Annotated in this window: 17 protein-coding genes; 16 read left to right on the forward strand and 1 reads right to left on the reverse strand. The window is 34.2% G+C overall.

Features of this window, described 5'->3' with window-relative positions:
• Positions 1-18 precede the first annotated feature (18 nt).
• The 13 genes from sov to ACNQGH_RS04115 all read left to right on the forward strand — a co-directional run bounded on the left by sov (position 19) and on the right by ACNQGH_RS04115 (position 16295).
• A complete protein-coding gene (gene sov, locus ACNQGH_RS04055) occupies positions 19-7170 on the forward strand; it encodes a T9SS outer membrane translocon Sov/SprA (RefSeq protein ID WP_417954703.1) in 7152 nt (2383 codons plus the stop codon).
• Positions 7171-7264: 94 nt separating this feature from the next.
• The gene (gene gcvH, locus ACNQGH_RS04060) at positions 7265-7645 is read left to right on the forward strand and encodes a glycine cleavage system protein GcvH (RefSeq protein ID WP_417954704.1); all 381 of its coding nucleotides are present in this window, start codon (positions 7265-7267) and stop codon (positions 7643-7645) included.
• Entirely contained in the window at positions 7599-8021 is a 423-nt protein-coding gene (locus tag ACNQGH_RS04065; protein WP_417954705.1) for a VanZ family protein, read from the forward strand. Before gcvH ends, ACNQGH_RS04065 begins: the two co-directional genes overlap by 47 nt.
• A gap of 186 nt (positions 8022-8207) precedes the next feature.
• Positions 8208-8951, forward strand: coding sequence for a deoxyribose-phosphate aldolase (gene deoC, locus ACNQGH_RS04070; RefSeq protein ID WP_417954706.1), 744 nt, complete (start codon positions 8208-8210; stop codon positions 8949-8951).
• 18 nt (positions 8952-8969) lie between these two features.
• Complete coding sequence (locus tag ACNQGH_RS04075; RefSeq protein WP_417954707.1) at positions 8970-11087, forward strand: energy transducer TonB; 2118 nt, start codon at positions 8970-8972, stop codon at positions 11085-11087.
• 107 nt (positions 11088-11194) lie between these two features.
• A complete protein-coding gene (gene cyoE / locus ACNQGH_RS04080; protein WP_417954708.1) occupies positions 11195-12097 on the forward strand; it encodes a heme o synthase in 903 nt (300 codons plus the stop codon).
• 2 nt (positions 12098-12099) lie between these two features.
• On the forward strand, positions 12100-12687 hold the full coding sequence (locus ACNQGH_RS04085) for a cytochrome c oxidase subunit 3 (protein WP_417954709.1): 588 nt from the start codon (positions 12100-12102) through the stop codon (positions 12685-12687).
• 42 nt (positions 12688-12729) lie between these two features.
• The gene (locus ACNQGH_RS04090; protein WP_417954710.1) at positions 12730-13707 is read left to right on the forward strand and encodes a cytochrome c oxidase subunit 3; all 978 of its coding nucleotides are present in this window, start codon (positions 12730-12732) and stop codon (positions 13705-13707) included.
• A gap of 16 nt (positions 13708-13723) precedes the next feature.
• The gene (locus ACNQGH_RS04095) at positions 13724-14074 is read left to right on the forward strand and encodes a cytochrome C oxidase subunit IV family protein (protein ID WP_417954711.1); all 351 of its coding nucleotides are present in this window, start codon (positions 13724-13726) and stop codon (positions 14072-14074) included.
• A 76-nt stretch (positions 14075-14150) separates the two neighbouring features.
• Positions 14151-14792: a hypothetical protein gene (locus ACNQGH_RS04100; RefSeq protein ID WP_417954840.1), complete on the forward strand. Its 642-nt coding sequence runs from the start codon at positions 14151-14153 to the stop codon at positions 14790-14792.
• 12 nt (positions 14793-14804) lie between these two features.
• Positions 14805-15491: an SCO family protein gene (locus ACNQGH_RS04105; RefSeq protein ID WP_417954712.1), complete on the forward strand. Its 687-nt coding sequence runs from the start codon at positions 14805-14807 to the stop codon at positions 15489-15491.
• Positions 15492-15493: 2 nt separating this feature from the next.
• Positions 15494-16036 carry a DUF420 domain-containing protein gene (locus ACNQGH_RS04110; RefSeq protein ID WP_417954713.1) on the forward strand — a complete coding sequence of 181 codons (543 nt, stop codon included), beginning with the start codon at positions 15494-15496 and terminating at the stop codon, positions 16034-16036.
• A 7-nt stretch (positions 16037-16043) separates the two neighbouring features.
• A complete protein-coding gene (locus tag ACNQGH_RS04115; RefSeq protein ID WP_417954714.1) occupies positions 16044-16295 on the forward strand; it encodes a hypothetical protein in 252 nt (83 codons plus the stop codon).
• Between the two features lie 16 nt (positions 16296-16311).
• Here ACNQGH_RS04115 and ACNQGH_RS04120 read toward each other — a convergent pair whose 3' ends face one another.
• Positions 16312-17721 (reverse strand): DUF4403 family protein, encoded by a 1410-nt coding sequence (locus ACNQGH_RS04120; RefSeq protein WP_417954715.1) that lies wholly within the window; start codon positions 17719-17721, stop codon positions 16312-16314.
• 195 nt (positions 17722-17916) lie between these two features.
• Here ACNQGH_RS04120 and ACNQGH_RS04125 point away from each other — a divergent pair, with 195 nt between their 5' ends.
• From ACNQGH_RS04125 to tsaB, 3 genes are all read left to right on the forward strand, one after another.
• Complete coding sequence (locus ACNQGH_RS04125) at positions 17917-19353, forward strand: TolC family protein (RefSeq protein ID WP_417954716.1); 1437 nt, start codon at positions 17917-17919, stop codon at positions 19351-19353.
• Positions 19354-19359: 6 nt separating this feature from the next.
• Complete coding sequence (locus tag ACNQGH_RS04130; protein WP_417954717.1) at positions 19360-20664, forward strand: efflux RND transporter periplasmic adaptor subunit; 1305 nt, start codon at positions 19360-19362, stop codon at positions 20662-20664.
• Positions 20665-20747: 83 nt separating this feature from the next.
• The gene (gene tsaB, locus ACNQGH_RS04135; protein WP_417954718.1) at positions 20748-21416 is read left to right on the forward strand and encodes a tRNA (adenosine(37)-N6)-threonylcarbamoyltransferase complex dimerization subunit type 1 TsaB; all 669 of its coding nucleotides are present in this window, start codon (positions 20748-20750) and stop codon (positions 21414-21416) included.
• Positions 21417-21422 lie beyond the last annotated feature (6 nt).

The raw sequence follows: 21422 nt of genomic DNA on the forward strand, positions 1-21422 counted from the left end.
ACTCAAAACACGGATTATATGCATAAAATTTGTATTTTTTTGCTAGTTATATTTTGTGGTTTTGTATCGCAAGCTCAGGTAACACCAGTCGCTCAGGATACAATTAAAACTGGTTTTTCTACAGGAAAAGTCCAGTTAAAAGATCCGCAAAGTGTTCTCTCCGCTTACACCTATGACCCCGTTACCGATCGGTATATTTATACCAATTCTGTTGATGGGTTTTCTATTAACTATCCTATTATTTTAACTCCAAAAGAGTATGAAAGCTTGGTTTTGAAAGAATCTATGCGAGATTATTTCAAGAAAAAAGTAGATGCGATTGACGGAAAAAAAGAAGGTAGCGAAGCAGCTAAAAAAGATTTATTGCCAAGGTATTATGTGAAATCAGGACTTTTTGAGTCTATTTTTGGAAGTAATACTATTGATGTAAAACCAACTGGATCCATAGAAATGGATTTGGGGATGCGTTATACAAAACAGGATAATCCGTCCTTTTCTCCTAGAAACAGATCCAATCTTTCCTTTGATTTCAATCAAAGAATAAGCATGAGTTTAATGGGAAAAGTGGGAACACGACTCAGTGTAAATGCTAATTATGATACCCAGTCCACATTCGCTTTTCAAAATTTAATCAAGTTAGAATATGCCCCTTCAGAGGATGATATTATTCAAAAAATTGAAGTGGGGAATGTGAGTATGCCTTTGAATAGCTCTTTAATAAGAGGGGCGCAAAGTTTATTTGGTGTAAAAACGCAATTGCAGTTTGGTAAAACTACTGTCACTGGTATTTTTTCGGAGCAAAAATCACAAACAAAAAGTTTAATTGCGCAAGGGGGAGGAACGATTCAGGACTTTGATTTGTATGCACTGGATTATGATAATGACAGACACTTTTTCTTGTCTCAATATTTCAGAAATAAATACGATGCCTCCTTAAAAAATTATCCGTTTATTGATAGTAGAGTTCAGATTTCAAGATTAGAGATTTGGGTTACCAACAAGCAAAATAGGGTAAATACAACAAACAACAATCTACGGAATATTATTGCGCTTCAGGATTTAGGTGAGGGGCAATTAACTGGTTTAGCCGACAATCAAGTAGTAGTTTTAGATCCTTCCACCGGAATATTTAATAATCCGGTTGATTCTCCTTCTGACAATTCAAATAATGATTACGATCCTGCACAAATAACGACAGGAACTGGTTTGTTGAATAATAACATACGGGAAATTGTTACTTCAAGTTCTGGATTTAATATTACCGTTAGTGAAGGCCAGGACTATTCTAAATTGGAAAACGCAAGGAAATTGAATCCTAACGAATATACTTATAATGCTCAATTAGGGTATATTTCATTGCAACAACGTCTGGCTAATGATGAGGTTTTAGCCGTTGCCTATCAATATACAATTGGGGATAAAGTGTATCAGGTTGGTGAATTTGGTAATGATGGTGTGGATGCAACAGTTGTAACAGGTAATAGCAACACATCAAATCAAGCAATCATAACGCAAAGTTTGATATTAAAAATGCTGAAAAGTAATCTAACCAATGTCAAAAATCCGGTTTGGAACCTGATGATGAAAAATATTTATCAGATTCCAGGCGCGTATCAAGTGAAACAGGAAGACTTTAGATTTAATATTCTTTATACAGATCCATCCGCTTTAAATTACATTACAGAGGTGCCGGGAAGTCCTTTTCCGCCGAATCCGTCGCCTGAAAATAAAGTTGCCGAAACCCCTTTGCTCAAAGTATTTAATTTAGATAAATTGAATTACAATAATGATCCACAGGTGGGTGGCGATGGCTTTTTTGATTTTATGCAAGGCTTGACAATCGACGCTCAAAACGGTAGAATCATATTTACTAGCAAAGAGCCATTTGGGGAACTGTTATTTTCGAAATTATCAAATACTGGTTCTGGAGAAAATTATAATGATACCAATACCTACAATCTTAATCAGAAGAAATATGTATTTAGAAGCATGTATCGTAACACCCAATCGGGCGCTTTACAAGACAGTGAGAAAAATAAATTTTTATTAAGAGGAAAATATAAATCCTCCGGAGGCGACGGAATACCAATCGGTGCTTTCAATGTTCCCAGAGGTTCAGTGGTAGTAACGGCTGCAGGGCGGGTTTTAGTTGAAGGGATTGATTATAGTGTGAATTATCAATTGGGGAGAGTTCAGATTTTGGATCCGTCTCTTCAGGCTTCAAATACGCCTATTGAAGTTTCCTTAGAAAATAATTCTATTTTTGGTCAGCAGACCAGAAGGTTTATGGGTGTAAATGTAGAGCATAAAATTGCTGATAATTTTTTGGTCGGTGCTACTTTTTTAAAAATGACAGAGAAGCCATTTACCCAAAAATCCAGCTTTGGTCAGGAATCTGTAAACAATACCATTTTTGGATTTAACACTAATTTTTCTACCGAAGTGCCTCTTCTGACCCGATTGGTAAATAAATTACCAAATTTAGATACGGATGTTCCTTCCAATCTTTCTATAAGGGGAGAAATTGCATTTTTGAAACCAGATTCGCCAAAAGCAGATCGTTTTGAAGGAGAATCAACTATTTATGTTGATGATTTTGAAGGTTCTCAATCTACCATCGATATGCGTTCCCCGTATGCTTGGAGTTTGTCATCGACTCCGGAGAAAAATGCCAGAAGCACTTATGATTTTAATGGTAATGCCAACGATTTGAGTTATGGTTTTAAAAGAGCCAAGCTAGCCTGGTATTCAATTGATCCGGTGTTTTATACTCAAAAACCGTCCGGAATTACAAATGAAGAATTGTCTTTCAACACTACCAGAAGAATTTTTAGTGAGGAGTTATATCCTTTAACCGATATTGCACAAGGACAGTCCCAAGTTGTAAATACATTAGATTTAAGCTATTACCCTTCCGATAGAGGTCCTTATAATAATAGTTCCAACGTTGCAACCAACCCGGCGAGTAATTTTGGGGGGATTATGAGATCATTAAATTCTACTAATTTTGAACAGGGAAATGTAGAATACATTCAATTTTGGATCTTAGATCCTTACGTGGGAAGTGGTGAAATACCTCAGTCAAACATTGGTAAAATCTATTTTAATTTAGGCGAAGTTTCAGAGGATGTGTTGAAAGACGGTAGAAAACAATATGAAAATGGACTTGGTCCAGACCAGATAGTGGCAAATCCGCAGTCTATCTGGGGAGATGTACCGGCATCGCAATCTTTAATTTATGCTTTTGACACCAATGCGGATAATAGGGGGAATCAGGATGTTGGTTTAGATGGTTTGCCCAATGCAAAAGAAGGTGCGATTTACAATAATTATGCGTCTGATCCTGACCCTGCTGGAGATGATTATACCTATTATTTAAACGCCTCAGGAAATGTTTTAGACCGGTATAAAAAATACAATGGTGTAGACGGAAACTCCGCTGTTGATATTAATGATCCTAATCGAGGTTCTTCCACCGTTCCTGATGTGGAAGATATCAATAGAGATAATACGATGAACACAATCAATGCCTATTATGAATATAGTATTGATGTTAAGCCAAACATGAATGTTGGAGAAAATTATATTACTGATATAAGAAGTACCCAGGTTACATTGCCCAACGGATCTACAACTGATGCCAGATGGATTCAGTTTAAAATACCTGTTTCACAGCCAGAAAACACTATTGGAAATATCTCTGATTTTAGATCAATTCGATTCATGAGAATGTTCATGACAGGTTTTAATGATCTGGTAACAGTTCGTTTTGGAGCTTTAGATTTGGTGAGAGGAGAATGGAGAAGGTATACCAATACACTTGATTTTAATGATACAAATGTTGCTGACGACAAAACTACTTTAGATGTTTTGGCAGTAAATGTTCAGGAAAATAATGAAAGATGTCCCGTGAATTATATCACTCCCCCAGGAGTAGTTAGAGAGCAATTGTACAATAATAATACAGTTATCAATCAGAATGAACAATCATTGTCTTTAAAAGTGTCTGGTGACGGACTGGAGCCAGAAGATTCAAGAGCTGTTTTCAAAAATGTAAGTATTGACATGCGTCAGTTCAAAAAATTGAAAATGTTCTTACATGCTGAATCTTTGCCAAATGAAATTGCGCTTCGGGACAATCAAATGGTTGGTTTTATACGTTTTGGAAATGATTTCACACAGAATTTTTATCAAATAGAAATTCCGTTGAAAGTTACTGTTCCTTCTTCAACTTCGAGTTCAGATTGTGCGGCTTTAAATGCAGAAGCAGTTTGGCCTGAAGAAAATGAAATTGATTTGTCGCTGGCATTATTGACTAAATTGAAAATTCTGGCTATGAGCGTCGATCCGAGCACACTCCCACTGGATGGAATTTATTATCAAAATGAAGAGGAACTGGATCCCTCTTTGTCCAACAAAAATAATAAGCTGAGATTGGGTATAAAAGGGAATCCTAATTTTGGATTAGCGCGAACATTAATGGTTGGTGTAAAAAGTAATGAAACCCATCAGGATATTAAAGGTGAAGTTTGGTTTAATGAACTTCGTTTAGCTGATATGGATAACCACGGCGGGATGGCCGCCGTGTTGAATGTAGATTCAAATTTTGCAGATTTTGCAACTGTTTCAGCCACCGGTAAAAAAAGTACCATAGGTTTTGGAGCATTGGAAGAAGGACCAAATGAAAGAAATCGTGAGGATACCAAACAATATAATATTGTAACGAATGTCAATTTAGGCAAATTATTGCCTCCAAAATGGGGGATTAATTTACCGTTCAATTATGCTATCGGTGAAGAAATGATTACTCCTGAATATGACCCTTTTAATCAGGATATTAAATTAAAACAGTTAGTGGATAATACTGCAGATAAAGCGGAACGGGATAATATTCAAAGTCGGGCCATGGATTATACAAAACGTCAAAGCATCAATTTTATTGGCGTTAGAAAAGAAAGAAAACCAGAGCAAAAACAGCACGTTTATGATCCGGAAAACTTCACTTTTTCGCAGTCTTTTAATCAGGTAGAGCGTCATGATTTTGAAATAGAGGATTATGTAGATCAGCAAGCCAATTCCTCTGTAGATTATGCTTATAGTTTTCAGCCAAAACCTGTTGAGCCATTCAAAAAAACAGCTTTCATGAAGAAAAGTGATTACTGGAAACTGTTGAGTGATTTTAATTTTAATTACCTGCCTTCCAACATCTCCTTCAATACCAATATTATCAGACAGTACAACCGTCAGCAATTTAGACAAGTTGATGTGGAAGGAATTGGTCTTGATCCATTGTATCGAAGAAATTTTGCGTTCAATTATCAGTATGGTTTTAATTTTAATTTGACAAAATCATTAAAATTAAATTATACGGCTTCCTCCAGTAATATCGTTAAAAGTTATTTAAACGAAAATAATGAGCCAATTGATACTTTTACAATTTGGGATAGTTATTGGGACATTGGAGATCCTAATCACCACATGCAGCAATTGGTTCTAAATTATGAGTTGCCAATTAATAAAATTCCGCTATTTAGTTTTATAAAAGCAAATTACTCGTATACGGGTGATTATAGCTGGCAACGTGCTTCTAATGCATTATCGCAAATAGAAATTGAAGGGAATACGTATAATTTAGGGAATACGGTTCAAAATTCAAGTTCGAATAATTTGAATGCTACATTCAATATGGATGCGCTTTATAAGTATTTGGGAATAACAAAAAATACAAATAAAGCAGTTGCTAAACCTAAGGCGACTGTGCCGAAACCCGGAGAAAAAATTGTAAATACAAATACGCAGCAGATTGGAAAAAATAATGAATTTGTGGATGGTTTGATTGGCGTTTTAACCAGTGTCAAAAACATCCAAATGAATTATACAGAGAACAGTGGTACAATATTACCAGGATATACGCCAAGTGTCGGATTTCTTGGTTCATCAAGACCATCATTGGGATTTATTTTTGGTAGCCAGGATGATGTGCGATATGAAGCGGCTAAGAACGGATGGCTTACCAATTATCCTGATTTTAATCAAAATTATTCACAGGTAACCAACAAGTTATTTAAAGCTACGGCAAATGTGGATTTATTACCTGATTTAAAAATCGATTTGTCATTAGACAGAGCTTATTCTAAAAATTTTTCAGAACAATATGATGTTACTGACGGGCAATATAATTCGAGATCTCCCTATAGTTACGGACTTTTTTCAATTTCTACTGTCCTGATAAAAACGTCTTTCTCCACTAGCGATGAAAATACATCTGTCGCTTTTGACGATTTTAGAAATAATAGGCTGGCAGTTGCGAATCGATTGGCAACGCAACGGGGGATAGATATCAATAATCCGGCAAATTTGGATTCAGAAGGGTATCCTTTAGGTTATGGTAAAAATAACCAGGCGGTATTATTACCAGCTTTCTTAGCAGCTTATTCAGGAACCAATGCAGCAGATGTTTCACTTGGAATTTTTAGGAACTTTCCAATACCAAACTGGGCTGTAAAATACAATGGATTGATGCGTTATGCTTTTTTCAAGAAGAATTTCAAGCGTTTTTCTATGCAGCACAGTTATAGGGCTTCTTATACTATTAATTCGTTTAGATCTAATTTTGAATATGATAAAGCGCCAAACGGTGTGGATGCAAGTGGTAATTTTTTCAACAGCACCATTATGTCAAACATCAATTTAGTGGAGCAATTCAGTCCGCTTATCAGAATGGATTTTGAATTGAAAAATTCATTAAAAGTGCTAACCGAAATAAAAAAAGACAGAGCATTGTCAATGAGTTTTGATAATAATCTGCTGACAGAAGTAAAAGGAATTGAATATGTTGTTGGACTTGGTTACCGATTTAAAGATGTGATTTTCTCTTCCAGACTGGCCGACAACCCAACAGGAATTATAAAAAGTGACATTAACTTGAAAGGGGATCTTTCGTATCGAAACAATCAAACGATTGTTCGGTATTTAGATTATGATAACAATCAGTTGGCGGGAGGACAAAATATCTGGTCTTTAAAAATTACTGCGGATTATGCATTCAGTAAAAATCTGACTGCGATTTTCTATTATGATCATTCCTTTTCGAAAGCAGTAATATCAACTTCTTTTCCTTTAACTAATATTAGATCCGGATTTACACTTCGTTATAATTTTGGGAATTAATTTTTTTAAAATCTAAACAAGATTTGAATTGAGATTGTTACATTTGTGACCTAAAATTCAATTATCAATTAATAATTTATCAATTAGTATTTATATGAACATACCAGCAAATTTAAAGTACACTAAAGATCACGAATGGGTTAGTATTGAAGGCGATATCGCAACAGTAGGGATTACTGATTTTGCTCAAAAAGAGTTAGGGGATATCGTATATGTTGAGGTGGAAACTTTAGATCAGACTTTAGAAAAAGATGAGGTTTTTGGAACTGTTGAAGCGGTTAAAACTGTTTCTGATTTGTTTCTTCCATTATCAGGTGAAATTATCGCTTTTAACGATGCATTGGAAAATACACCGGAAAGTGTGAATTCAGACCCTTATGGAGCGGGATGGATGATAAAAATAAAGATTGCAGACGAAACTGAAGTGGATGGGTTGCTTTCAAGTGAATCTTACAAAGAACTTATTGGTGCCTAAACAATTCTATTTTTGGGCGGCTTTATCTTGGACAGGGTTAGTAGTCTTTTTTTGTTTGATCAAATCAAGTGATATTCCGGCTGTTTCCATTACGAATCTGGATAAAGTTGTTCATTCCTTTTTTCATTTTGTATTTACATCTCTTTGGTTTTTGTTTTTTAAGAAACAATTAAAAAGTTCCAATTTTTTTAAACCTTTGGTTCTGTCAGTTATGTTTTCCTTTTTTTTTGGAATCGCAATTGAAATAGCGCAGGCATTGTTTACTACAACTAGGAAAGGAGATTTGCTTGATGTTGTAGCAAATTTATCTGGAGCGACTCTCGCTGTTTGCATAATTTTGTTTTTTAATAAGTACACCAAATTAAATAAAGTCTAGTACGGATTATAATCCCACTTCGGTGGGATTTTTTTATATCAAAAAGAATTTTGTTTTTTGTGCAATCAGTAATTTATAAAATAAGATTGCATCTTTACGAAGTAGTTCTTAATAGTGATTTAAATGTGAATTTAAAATGTATTTTTGCTAATAAGATTGTATTGGTATTATAAAATCACAAGAAAAATGAATATTAAGCAATATTTGGATTCTACTTATTTAAAAACGGCATCGCAAGCAGGTCTTAGTGAAGCAGAAAACAGTATAGTTGCTAAGAAATTTATTCAGGAAGCCATTGATGAGCATTTTAAGCTTATTATGATTCGTCCCAATATGGTTTCTATTGCCAAAACAATGATTAGTAGTGCTGATTCGAATTTACAAATAGGTACCGTAATTGATTTTCCAGAAGGAAAGTCCGGGGTAGAGGAGAAAATTGCTGAGGCAATTCAAGCGATTGAAGATGGAGCCGATGATTTGGATTTCGTTTGTAACTATGAAGCATTCAAAAAAGGAGCTATTGATTTGGTTAAAGATGAGGTTCTGAAATGTACGCTTTTGGGACTTGAAAACAATAAGGTTGTAAAATGGATTATTGAAGTGGCAGCACTCGATGACAAACAGATTATACAATTGTCTGCTTTGATAAAAAATATTGTTATTTCGAATTTTAAAGAAGAATTGTACCAATCGGTTTTTGTAAAGTCTTCAACAGGATTTTACAAAACAATTGATGATTTACCAAATGGGGCTACTATTCCAGCCATTATTATGATGTTGGAAAATGCTTCACCACTTCCGGTGAAAGCAGCTGGAGGAGTAAGGACTTATGATGAAGCCGTGGAAATGATTCGATTGGGGGTAAAGCGAATTGGAACCTCCGGAGCGAAAGCAATTGCCAATGGGCAAAATTCACAAACTGATTACTAAATTCATAAAGAAAACAGCATGAAAAAAGGTTTGTCAACGTTACTTTTATCATTTTATTCGTTTTTTATTTATTCGCAAGATAATAGTGCGACTGGGTCGAGCGTATCAGCCGAACGGTTTCCTGTTTTTTTGAATTGTGAGAATCTGCAATCCAAGGAGTTGGAAAAATGTTTTTACTACCAGGTGCAAAATTTTGTATTTCAAAATTTTGAAGTTCCTGAAAACCTTAAACAAAATAATTTTAAAGGAAGTGTAGAAGTACTTTTTGAAGTAGATAGTAACGGCGTTTTTAAGGTGATTTATGTAAATGCAAACGATGAAGGCCTGGTAAAAGAAACCAAACGGGTTTTTGGTGCATTTCCTAAAATTAAACCGTCAACTTATAATGGGAAACCAACGTATTCTAAATATACAATTGCAATCGCTATTCCGTTAAAAAGCCCGGAGCAGCTGGCTTCAGAAGCACTTGCTCGAGCAGAAATTTTGCCAAAAGAAAGCAAGCAACTTACGGAATTAGATAGTATTGTTTATAAAAAATTCAATAATCCACAGTTCGAAAGTCATTTGAATATTCCTTTTTCCCATAGTTATTATTCACAGTTTGACGCCTCCTTAAATCAAGTTGGAAGTAATAATCATACTGCATCGAAACCGTATACTTATGTAGAAGTTTCAAAATATTATGATCTTAAAAAAGTAAATGATAAGCTCAGGAAAAATGTTTCCGGCTGGTGGGCCAGGAAATTATGGAATGAGAGTACGGTTGAGATTCTGGGAGAGGGCTATTGGTTTACTTTAAATCCCATATTGGATTTGCAAGTAGGTAAAGCGTCTCAAACCAAAGCGAATTACACGTATGTGAATACCCGCGGAATTAATTTTCGTGGTGGATTAGGAACGCAAATTAATTTCACCACTACGGTTTTTGAAAGTCAGGGACGATTTGCAGATTATTACAATCGTTATGCAGAGTCTATACGGCCAGCGGGAGGGAATCCTGCAATTATTCCGGGTATGGGAATTGCTAAAGATTTCAAAACGGATGCCTATGATTTTCCATTAGCGGAAGCCAATATAACTTTTGCACCCAGTAAACATTTTGATTTGCAATTGGGTTACGGAAGGAATTTTATTGGAGATGGGTACCGCTCTTTATTAGAAAGTGATGGAGCGAGTCCGTATCCGTATTTTAAAATAAACACTAATTTCTGGAAAATAAAGTATACCAATACATATCTATGGCTTAAAGATGTTCGACCAGAAGTTACGATCGAAAAAACATATGCTACGAAATTCATGGCAAACCATTATTTGAGTTGGAACGTGTCGAATAAATTTAATCTTGGGTTGTTTGAATCGGTAGTTTGGACAAATACCAATGATAGAGGATTTGATGTCAATTTTGTAAATCCAATTATTTTTTACCGTTCGGTTGAATTTGCTTCGTCTGCCAGGAGTGGAAATGCAGTTTTAGGGCTGACCTATAAATACAAATGGAGTAATCAGATAAATGCATATGGACAATTTATTTTGGATGAATTTTCTCTGGGAGACGTTAAAAAGGGAGATAATAGCTGGAGAAATAAATTTGGTTACCAGTTAGGCTTTAAATACTATAATGCTTTTCAGGTTGACAATTTAATAGTGCAATTAGAATACAACCATGTGCGTCCTTATGTGTATTCTCACAGTAATCCTATTACAAATTATGCGCACAACAATCAAAGTATGGGACACCAATGGGGTGGAAATTTCAAAGAGTTTATAACAATCGCCCATTATCATAAGGACCGGTATTTTGCTGATGCAAAAATAACTATTGGTACTCGCGGATTAGATTTTGACACAGCTGAAGACAGTTTTAACTACGGGGGGAACATCTATAAGGATTATGATGAAAAGAGAGCTTTTGATAGTGGAGTGAAAGTAGGGCAAGGAAATAAAACGGCCGTTTTTATTACGGATATTCAAGCCGGATATTTGATAAATCCAGCGACCAATCTAAAACTTTACGGAAGCTATATTTATAGAAATTTTGATCCGACGAAGAACACCGCGACGACATTTACCGAAAGCTCCAATTGGTTTACTTTAGGAATACGTTCCGATGTTTTTAACTGGTATTTTGATTATTAGCTTTAATTATATTTCAAAAAAAACTTTTTTTATGAATAGTTTTTTGCCAAATCCCTTTTGATATCCTACTTTTGCAAAAGTTTTTACAAAGCAAATAAACATTAGTATTGAACGCAACACAAAATACCCTTTCATTAAAATCTATTTATATTGATTTCCGCGAAATAACCAAAGCGCGCCTCGCTGTCAGCGTTGTGTTTTCTTCTATAGCGGGATTTATGCTTGGGATTGCCGATATTCATTCTTTCAGTTGGATAGTGCTGCTGAAACTGGCTATTGGTGGCTATTGTATGGTAGGTGCTTCTAATGCTTTTAATCAGGTTATTGAAAAAGATTTAGACGCTTTAATGGATCGGACAAAAAACCGTCCCGTTCCGGCAGGCAGAATGTCATCTGGTACGGCTCTGCTTATTGCCAGTCTTCTTACGATGGCCGGTATAGTTTTGTTATACACGATCAATTCAAAAACTGCCATGTTTGGCGCAATTTCTATATTTCTTTATACAAGTGTCTATACGCCTTTGAAAACAATGACCTCATTGTCAGTGTTTGTAGGTGCATTTCCTGGGGCAATTCCTTTTATGTTGGGATGGGTTGCAGCAACGGGAGAATTTGGTATCGAAGCAGGAACCTTATTTTTAATTCAGTTTTTCTGGCAGTTTCCTCATTTTTGGGCTATCGGATGGTTTTTATATGAAGATTACGAAAAAGCAGGTTTTTTTATGCTTCCTACAGGGAAAAAAGATAAATCTACTGCCCTGCAAATCATTCTATACACGGTCTGGCTTATTATAGCTTCACTTTTGCCAGTTTTGGGTTATACCGGTCAGTTGTATATTACACCAATAGCAGCTGTTATCGTGTTTTTGCTTGGACTTTGGATGCTTTATTATGGAGTGCAATTATATAAATTGAGAACAGCAAAAGCAGCGAGGACTTTGATGCTGGTGAGTGTTTCTTATATTACATTGTTGCAATTGGTTTATATATTTGATAAATTTTTAAGATAGTTATGGGGATTACAATGACAACAGACGAACATAAATCTAGAACGGCGCGATCATACAAGTTGATACTGCTGTTTGCGATGGTTAGCATGACCATGATGTTTGCAGGACTTACGAGTGCTTTTGTGGTAAGTAAATCGAGAACCGATTGGTTGAAGGATTTTCAATTGCCGACCGCTTTTTACTTTAGTACCGTTGCAATCATTGGTTGCAGTGTTACTTTTCATTTAGCAAAAAAAGCAATCCAAAAAGGCAATCAAAAGGGGACTACTGTGTTTCTTTTGTCTACCTTAGCATTGGGGATTTTATTTGTGATTTTGCAATTTGCAGGCTTTGGACAGATCGTGTCAAATGGATATTATTTTACAGGAAGTGAGAGTTCAATAACAACAACGTTTTTATATATTGTAACCGTTGTGCACCTGGTTCACCTTGCAGGTGGTCTAATTTCACTGCTAATTATAATTTATAATCATTTTAAACAAAAATACAATTCAACTCAAACTCTTGGAATTGAACTAGGTGCAATGTACTGGCACTTTCTTGATTTCTTATGGGTTTATTTATTTTTATTTTTATATTTCTTTAAATAATAAAAAAACGTAAATTTGGGAACTTTTTAACGAATAACTTATATGGAAGCGACAGTTACTACTGCAAATAGTGAAGAAAAAACTTGGGGAGGCGGCACAGAGCCAATGGGAGCAAGTTATGGCAAATTGATGATGTGGTTTTTTATCGTATCGGATGCCTTAACATTCTCTGGATTTCTAGCAGCTTACGGATTTTCTAGATTTAAATTTATTGAGACATGGCCATTGGCTGATGAGGTGTTTACACACTTTCCATTCATGCACGGCGTATCTGCTCCGATGTATTATGTAGCATTAATGACATTTATTTTGATTTTTTCATCTGTAACAATGGTTTTGGCTGTTGATGCGGGTCATCAAATGAAAAAAAATAAAGTTGTTATTTACATGTTTTTAACAATTATTGGAGGTATGATCTTCGTTGGTTCACAAGCATGGGAATGGAAGAATTTTATAAAAGGAGAATATGGTGCTATTGAAACAAAAGGAGGTAGCTTACTTCAGTTTGTTGATAAAGAAGGACATCGTGTAGCACTTGCTGATTTTGCAGCAACTTTGCCGGAAGAAAGAGAACAATTGAAAAGAAACAAAGGAAAATGGTTCATGGATGAGTCTTCTTTACCAGCGTATTCAGTTGCTGAAGTTCAGGCAGGTTTTAAAGCGCATCCTGATCTTTTGATTAGAACAGAGACTATTACTGCTGAAAAGAGGAAAACAATTCTTTCCAGAAAAGATTCAGAATTACGATTAAATCAAGCCAGTTTAGTGATAGAAGGAGCTAATTTAACGCACAATGAATACGGAAGTAAGTTATTTGCTGATTTCTTTTTCTTTATCACAGGGTTTCACGGTTTTCACGTATTTTCGGGAATCATTATAAATATCATTATATTTTTTAATGTTCTTGTAGGAACTTATGAGAAAAGAGGAAGTTATGAAATGGTTGAAAAAGTGGGGTTATACTGGCACTTTGTCGATTTAGTTTGGGTATTTGTATTTACGTTTTTCTACTTAGTTTAATTTTAGATTTATCATTATGTCACACGAACATGTTTCTAATACAAAAAGAATTTGGACAGTTTTTGCTCTTTTGTCTGTAATAACGATTGTTGAGGTAATTTTTGGAATTCTTAAGCCAGAGGTTCTTCATATGCATAGTTTTATGGCAATGAGCTTACTAAACTGGTTGTTTATAATCTTAACACTTGTAAAAGCATATTTTATTGTATGGGCTTTCATGCACATGGAAGGAGAGAGAAGTACTCTTAGAAATGCAGTTGTTTTACCAGTAATTTTTTTAATATTATATTTGCTTTTCATTCTTTTGACTGAAGGGAATTATATTTATGAGGTTTTTAAGAATTCTACGATTAAATGGAATTTTTAACAAGATATTAATTCAAAAAAAGGGTACGCATTGCGTGCCTTTTTTTATTTTTTGTGCTTTAAATTTTATTATTGTAATGAAGAAGAATATTGTCCTTTTTGTCCTTTTTATTTTGCCTATTGTTGCTTATCTTTTTTTTGCATCCGGTATAAATAGTTTTACGAAATTACCTGTTATTACTGCTAAAATTGCTGATTTTGGGGATTGGAAATCTTTAAAAGATGAAAAAGTTAGTTTGAATAATAAAATAACTATTTTAGGATTTTCGGGTTCTGAAATTTTAAAAAACAGAGGTAATTTTTTTAATCTAAATGAAAAAATATACCAGCAATACCATACTTTCAAAGATTTGCAATTTGTTGTCATTTGTCCTTTAGGTAGTGAGCATGATGCTAAGAAGGTTGTTAATGCATTAGGTGCTTTTACTGATGTCAGCCAATGGCATTTTGTCTTTACTTCTCCTCAGGAAATCAATAGCTACTATAACCAGCTTAAACTTGTAGGTAAACTGGATAAAAATTTAGGTACTCCAAATGTTTATATTGTAGATAAAGAGCGAAATCTTAGAGGTAGAAAGGAAAAGAAAGAGTATAAGGAAGGTTATAATACATTCCATCCGGCTGATTTGAGCAATGAAATGTTAGATGATTTTAAAGTCATTTTGTATGAATATCGTGCAGCACTTAAAAAAAATCATAATGCTACAAAAGAACTTTAATTCTTAAAATTTATGCTTAAAAATAAATCATATATAGGGATCTCCTTCATTATTTTACTTTTTGGTATTTATGCAGTACCAAAAATAATCGATAGAATACAAAATAACAATGTTGTAAAAGGAGATCGTTTGGATAAAATCGGTACGACTAAAAACGATGATGGTAAATTAGTGAAAATTGGTCCTGCTCCAAAATTTGAGTTAGTAAATCAGGATAATAAAAAAATAACTAATGAGACCTATAAAGGGAAAGTGTATGTTTTGGAATTTTTCTTTACTACCTGTCCTTCAATTTGTCCAAAAATGAATCTGAGCATGTTGGCTATTGAAAATACTTTCTTTGGAAATCCAAATTTTGGAATTGTTTCTATTACTATCGATCCAACTCATGATACACCTGCGGTTCTAAAAGAACACGCTAAATTATTAGGCGTAAAATCGTCTAATTGGAATTTCCTTACAGGTGATAAAGATTATATTTTTGATATTGCCAATAAAGGTTTTAATCTGTATGTGGGTGAAAATAGTAAGGTGAGTGGTGGTTTTGAGCATTCCGGACTGTTTGCCTTGATCGATAAAAATGGGTATATCCGTTGCAGAAAAGATGATTTTGGTAATCCGATTTTATATTACGATGGATTAGATAAAAAAGGGGTTAGAGCTATTCAGCAAGATATTAATATTTTATTAAAAGATTAAAAATGGAAGATAATTCACTTGAACAGAAATTCAGTAAATTTATTATAATAGTTTCAATTGTAATTCCATTAGTTGTAGCAATTCTTTTTGGAGTGAAACTAAAAGATTTTGGTTACAATGTGGAACCACTTTCTTTTTTACCGGCAATTTATGCAACTACAAATGGATTAACGGCTATTATTTTAGTTGCTGCGGTAGTAGCAATCAAAAACGGTAAGAGAAAACTTCATGAACAGTTGATGACAACTGCAATACTTCTTTCGGTAGCTTTTTTAGTGATGTATGTTGCGTATCATATGACTGCTGATTCCACTAAATTTGGCGGAGAAGGGCTTATCAGATATGTTTACTTCTTTATTTTGATTACACATATCATTTTGTCGATAGCTATTATCCCACTTGTTATGATTACCTATGTGAGGGCTTTGGCAACACGATTTGATAAGCATAAAAAAATTGCCAAAATTACATTTCCAATCTGGTTGTATGTTGCCGTTACCGGCGTAGTGGTTTACTTACTGATTTCACCTTATTATGTTCAATAAAGATAAAATGAAAAAGACAGCAGGGATACGATTTTCAGGATTTGTAAAGACAAGTTTCTTTTTTTTGGTTTCTTTCTTCTTATACTTGCCTGTAAATGCGCAATGTGCGATGTGTCGTGCTGCATTATCTGGCGAGGGAAATAAAGCTAAAGCAGCGGCAGTAAATGATGGAATTGTTTACTTAATGGTTATTCCTTATCTTCTTGTCGGAGCTATTGGTTACGCTGTCTATCGGATGAGACGAAATAAATCAAATTAGATTTATTTGTCCGCTATTACTTTAAACCGTCAACCGATACATTTACCGTTCCTTTTACCTTTATAAAAGCAATGATAGCCTGATTGGTCAGTTCAATTTTTTGGAATTGAATGTCCTCCATTTTTCCATTTACAAAAACACCTGGCATTGGTGAATAATTCTTTAAATAATTCATCATGCTATGTTTTCCTTCGTCTAAATTTGGTTTTATGGAATAGCGACAACTTTGCTGAATTTTTCTTAAAACCAATCCTTGAGCCAGCCAGTTGGCAGTGCGCATTAATTTGTTCTTTGTATCTAAGGCATAATCTAATTTATCAAAAAATATTTCTTTTGTTTTGTCATTGTATTGTGGAAAACCTGCTAAATAAATGGTTCCGTTTACAGAGCCCAACAGGTCTAAAGCAATTATCATTTTACCGTTTTTGTGCCAGATTGCTACATTTTGAACTTTTACCTTCTTGCTTCCTGAACCAAATTCCTGCCCGGAAAAATTCTTGGTCATTATTTTTGAAGCCTCTTCATAAGTAGAAACGGCAACAATATTTGCAGTTATTTCTTCAGGGATTTTGGTGGCGGGTTTGAGAACAATTTTATTTTTGTCAAATGTAGATTCGGGTTTCTTACCTATCAATGTTTCCATAGTACATTTCATACCCATTTCTAACAAAAAAGTATTGCCTTTTAGTTTGGCAGTAGTGGAATAGATTTCAATTGGAACAATACGAAGCCAGCTGTCATATTCTTCATTCATTTGAAAGGGAGTGCAAATTTTTTCTAAGGCAGAAAGAAGATTGGGTTTGAAATCCATGGATTTTGCAATAGCATCATCAATCTTCTTTTCAATTTTCGATTTAAAAAGTTTAATCGCAGGATTGATAAGATAGGTTACAGGAACATTTTTCCCAAAAATGGTCATACTTGGACTTTCGTTCCAATCTAAGGATTTTAGTTCGGTTTTAGTGTTTAATTTCCAGTTAATCAAACCCGTATCGCTTATTAAAGTCACTACACCGTCAAGGTTAAATTCACGAGTGTCATAAAATTCAATACCCAATTTTTTTGTGCCAATCCGATATTTTACTAAAGCTTTCAGCGGTAAAATGGTTTTTATTTTTTCACCTGAAATCCCTTTGTCGTTTGTAATGGTAATTGGCGCTTGTTTCCAAACTTTCATTTCTATATTGTCATCTTCAATACTATTGTCTTCATAGATCAACCCGTTTAAAGTTAAGTTAGTTTGGTTTTCAATATCTTGTAGCTTTATGCTGATCGGTAAATTGATAAAGGAGGGGATGTTTTCATAAACTAACGGAGTAGCATCGTCTGGTTCAGGTTTTAATGCGGCTATTTTTTGAGAAGTGGAGCAGCCGGAAATTAAGACAATAAGAAGGATAACCAGTAAGCTTAAAAAGGATTTTAGCATTTTGTTTTAGTTTAAAAGAGCAAAATTAACAAAAGAAACATATTTTTAGGATTTTTTGTAACAAATGGTAATTTTCAAAGTCTAATTGTTTTTATAACTGATTTATGGGTGAAATATTTCATTGTGTTCCATAGTTCTTTTATCAGAAAAAGGTAAATTTGTTTAGCAGTGATACTGCACTTTTATTCAAAATATATGAAAAAAAGAAGTTTTCTTAGTTTAATTCTAATGTTAATTTGTAGTGTTACTATTCAGGCGCAATCAAAAAAATGGACCTTGGAAGAATGTGTAAAATATGCTATACAAAATAATATTTCAATCAAGCAAACCGAATTAGATTCTAAAACGGCAGCTATTGATAAAAAAGGCGCAATAGGAAATTTTCTTCCATCTTTAAATGCCAGTGCGTCTCATTCTTGGAATATCGGTTTGAACCAGGATATTACAACAGGACTTTTACAAAATAAAACTACTCAGTTTACCTCTGCGGGAGCTAATATTGGGATTGATATTTACAAGGGATTACAAAATCAAAATACACTTCGAAAAGCCAATCTTTCAATAATTGCTGCAAAATACCAACTGCAAAAAATGCAGGAAGATGTAGCCTTAAATGTTGCAAATGCTTTTTTACAGATTCTTTTTAATAAGGAGAATTTAAAAGTGCAGCAAGAACAATTAGGCATTAATCAAAAACAATATTCCCGTTCAGAAGAATTAGTTAATGCAGGATCAATTCCTCGTGGAGATTTGTTGGACATAAAAGCAACTGTTGCCTCTAATAATCAAAATGTTATTGCAGCCCAGAATGCTTTACTAATTTCAAAACTTAGTTTAGCTCAATTGTTACAATTAAAAGAATTTGAGAACTTTGATATTATTGATGATACTAACGCCAAAGACGAAAACAATATTTTAGCACAAGCTCCTACAGCAATCTACGATAAAGCAAAAGAAAGTAAGATAGAATTGAAAATTGCCAAAACCAATTTGGAAATAGCAGAAAAAAATGTTGCTATTGCAAAAGGGGCATTTCAACCAACACTTCAGGGATTCTATAGTTTCAGTTCCAGGGTTGCTTACAGTGAGAGAGTTATAGGTCTGCAGCCTAATACGTCAAATCCTACGTCTGTAGTTGGGTATGTGGAAGGGACAAATCAAAATGTTTTGCAAAATAATTTTTCTCCAGTATTAGGAAATGCACTGCCATTTTGGGATCAATTTAGCAATAACAAAGGGCAATCTTTTGGAGCTCAATTAGCTATTCCAATTTTTAATGGATTTTCAGCAAGAAATAATGTGGAACGTTCTAAAGTGAGTTTAGAAAAATCAAAAATCGCATTAGAGCAACAAGATTTAGATTTGCAAAGAAATGTTTATACTGCTTTCACGGATGCAAAAGGTGCATTAAACGCCCATGAATCTTCAGTGGTAGCATTAGAGTCAAGACAAGAAGCTTATAACTATGCCAAAGAAAAATATGCAGTGGGATTGATGAATTCTTTTGATTTCAACCAATCACAAACCTTACTCACTAATGCACAATCGGAGGTTCTTAGAACGAAATATGATTACATTTTTAAAATCAAAATTTTAGAATTCTATTTCGGAATTCCAATCATTAAAAACTAGATTATTATGTCAAAAAAAACAATTTATATCTTAATTGGTAGTGCTGTGGTAATTATTGCATTATTAGTAGTGCTTTCAAAAAAAGGAATTATTGGAAATAAAGATAAGGGAAAGGAAATCGAAATAGCCAATGTTGAGGCTACAACAATTGTTGAAACTGTTTCCGCTACGGGAAAAATTCAACCTGAAATTGAAGTAAAAATATCTTCTATGGTTTCAGGTGAAATTATTTCGTTACCTGTAAAAGAAGGTCAAGTAGTTAAAAAAGGAGATTTATTGGTAAAGATAAATCCCGATTTATATACTTCAGGATTAAATAGAACGGTTGCAAATTTATCGGGGACAAAAGCAGGTTTGAGTCAGGCGGATGCCTCTTTTAAAGAAGCCAAGGCAAGTTATGACAGAAATAAAACGTTGTTCGATAAAGGGATTATTTCCAGATCAGATTGGGATAAATCAATCGCTTCTTTTGAGGTTGCAAAGGCAACCAAACAAACGGCTTATTTTAATGTAAGAAGCGCCTCTGCTTCGGTAAATGAAGCTCAGGATAATCTTGGACGAACAATCATCTATGCACCTGCCGATGGAACTATTTCGGTGCTTAACGTAGAACTTGGAGAACGTGTTTTGGGAACCCAGCAAATGGCTGGAACAGAATTATTGAGAGTTGCCAACCTGAATAACATGGAAGTTGAAGTTGATGTAAATGAAAACGATATTGTAAAAATAAAAGTAGGTGACGAAGCAAAAGTTGAAGTCGATGCTTATTTAAAAAAGCAGTTTAAAGGAATTGTTACCAGTATTTCTAACTCGGCAAGTTCTTCTTTGACTGCTGATCAAGTGACTAATTTTAAAGTAAAAGTACGAATACTCAAGGAATCATATCAGGATCTCTTAGAAGGAAAACCAGATACCTATTCTCCTTTTAGACCAGGAATGACAGCAACGGTTGATATCATTACCAAAACAAAAAAGAATGTCTTGTCTGTGCCAATAAGTTCCGTTGTAGTAAAATCAGATACAGCTGCAGTTAAGGAAATAAAAATAGAGGATCCTAAATCCGATGAGAAAAAAGTAGTGCCTAAAAGTGATAAGAAATTGGAATGTGTTTTTGTAAAAATAGGTGATAAGGCTAAAATAAGAATCATTACAACAGGAATTCAAGATGACACCAATATTGAAGTTTTAACTGGGCTTAAAAAAGGGGATGTAGTTATTACGGGGCCTTATACTATAGTTTCTAAGGAGCTTAATTCTGGAGATAAAGTAACATTAAAAATAGAAAAAGATAAAGAAGAAAGTAAGAAGTAATACATAAAGTACCTATATTTGAAAATCACAATTATAAATTTATTTTATGATTGTAATTTTTACGTTAAAAATAAAAAATAAAATTGGATTATATACTTAACATTGAAACCGCGACTAAAAACTGTTCTGTTGCTCTTGCAAAAGAAGGAAAAATGATGCTATGCAAAGAAATTGCAGAAGAAGGATATTCTCACGCGGAACGATTACATGTTTTTATTGAAGAAATTATACAAGAAGCAGGAATTACTTTCAAAGATTTAGTGGCTGTTGCGATAAGTCAAGGTCCTGGGTCCTATACTGGATTGCGAATAGGAGTTTCGGCCGCAAAAGGGCTGTGTTATGCCTTAGGCGTGCCTTTGATTGCGGTTGATACACTGAAAATCCTGGCTTCTCAGGTGACCGTTTCTAAGGGTCTGATTATCCCAATGATTGATGCCAGAAGAATGGAAGTGTATAGCGCTATTTTTGACCCGAATTTTGAAAATAAGAGAGGAACTTTGGCTGAAATTATAACTGAAAATTCATTCGAAGATTTTTCGGAAACACTTTACTTTGTGGGAGATTGTGCCGAGAAATGCAAAACCGTTTTAACTAGAGATAATTTTGTTTTCTTAGACGATATCAAATATCCTTCCGCTAAGGAAATGAGTTCGTTGAGTTTTGAAAAATTCAAAATAAACGACACCGTAGATGTCGCTTATTTTGAACCGTATTATCTGAAAGATTTTATGATTACCACTTCAAAGAAATAGAAATCA

Origin of the sequence: Flavobacterium kochi (genome assembly GCF_048286715.1) — a bacterium.
GTDB lineage: Bacteria > Bacteroidota > Bacteroidia > Flavobacteriales > Flavobacteriaceae > Flavobacterium.

Coding starts and splice junctions, on each gene's coding strand:
- sov (WP_417954703.1), top strand. CDS start 19: ATGCATAAAATTTGTATTTTTTTGCTAGTTATATTTTGTGGTTTTGTA.
- gcvH (WP_417954704.1), top strand. CDS start 7,265: ATGAACATACCAGCAAATTTAAAGTACACTAAAGATCACGAATGGGTT.
- ACNQGH_RS04065 (WP_417954705.1), top strand. CDS start 7,599: ATGGGTTGCTTTCAAGTGAATCTTACAAAGAACTTATTGGTGCCTAAA.
- deoC (WP_417954706.1), top strand. CDS start 8,208: ATGAATATTAAGCAATATTTGGATTCTACTTATTTAAAAACGGCATCG.
- ACNQGH_RS04075 (WP_417954707.1), top strand. CDS start 8,970: ATGAAAAAAGGTTTGTCAACGTTACTTTTATCATTTTATTCGTTTTTT.
- ACNQGH_RS04085 (WP_417954709.1), top strand. CDS start 12,100: ATGGGGATTACAATGACAACAGACGAACATAAATCTAGAACGGCGCGA.
- ACNQGH_RS04090 (WP_417954710.1), top strand. CDS start 12,730: ATGGAAGCGACAGTTACTACTGCAAATAGTGAAGAAAAAACTTGGGGA.
- ACNQGH_RS04095 (WP_417954711.1), top strand. CDS start 13,724: ATGTCACACGAACATGTTTCTAATACAAAAAGAATTTGGACAGTTTTT.
- ACNQGH_RS04100 (WP_417954840.1), top strand. CDS start 14,151: ATGAAGAAGAATATTGTCCTTTTTGTCCTTTTTATTTTGCCTATTGTT.
- ACNQGH_RS04105 (WP_417954712.1), top strand. CDS start 14,805: ATGCTTAAAAATAAATCATATATAGGGATCTCCTTCATTATTTTACTT.
- ACNQGH_RS04110 (WP_417954713.1), top strand. CDS start 15,494: ATGGAAGATAATTCACTTGAACAGAAATTCAGTAAATTTATTATAATA.
- ACNQGH_RS04115 (WP_417954714.1), top strand. CDS start 16,044: ATGAAAAAGACAGCAGGGATACGATTTTCAGGATTTGTAAAGACAAGT.
- ACNQGH_RS04120 (WP_417954715.1), bottom strand. CDS start 17,721: ATGCTAAAATCCTTTTTAAGCTTACTGGTTATCCTTCTTATTGTCTTA.
- ACNQGH_RS04125 (WP_417954716.1), top strand. CDS start 17,917: ATGAAAAAAAGAAGTTTTCTTAGTTTAATTCTAATGTTAATTTGTAGT.
- ACNQGH_RS04130 (WP_417954717.1), top strand. CDS start 19,360: ATGTCAAAAAAAACAATTTATATCTTAATTGGTAGTGCTGTGGTAATT.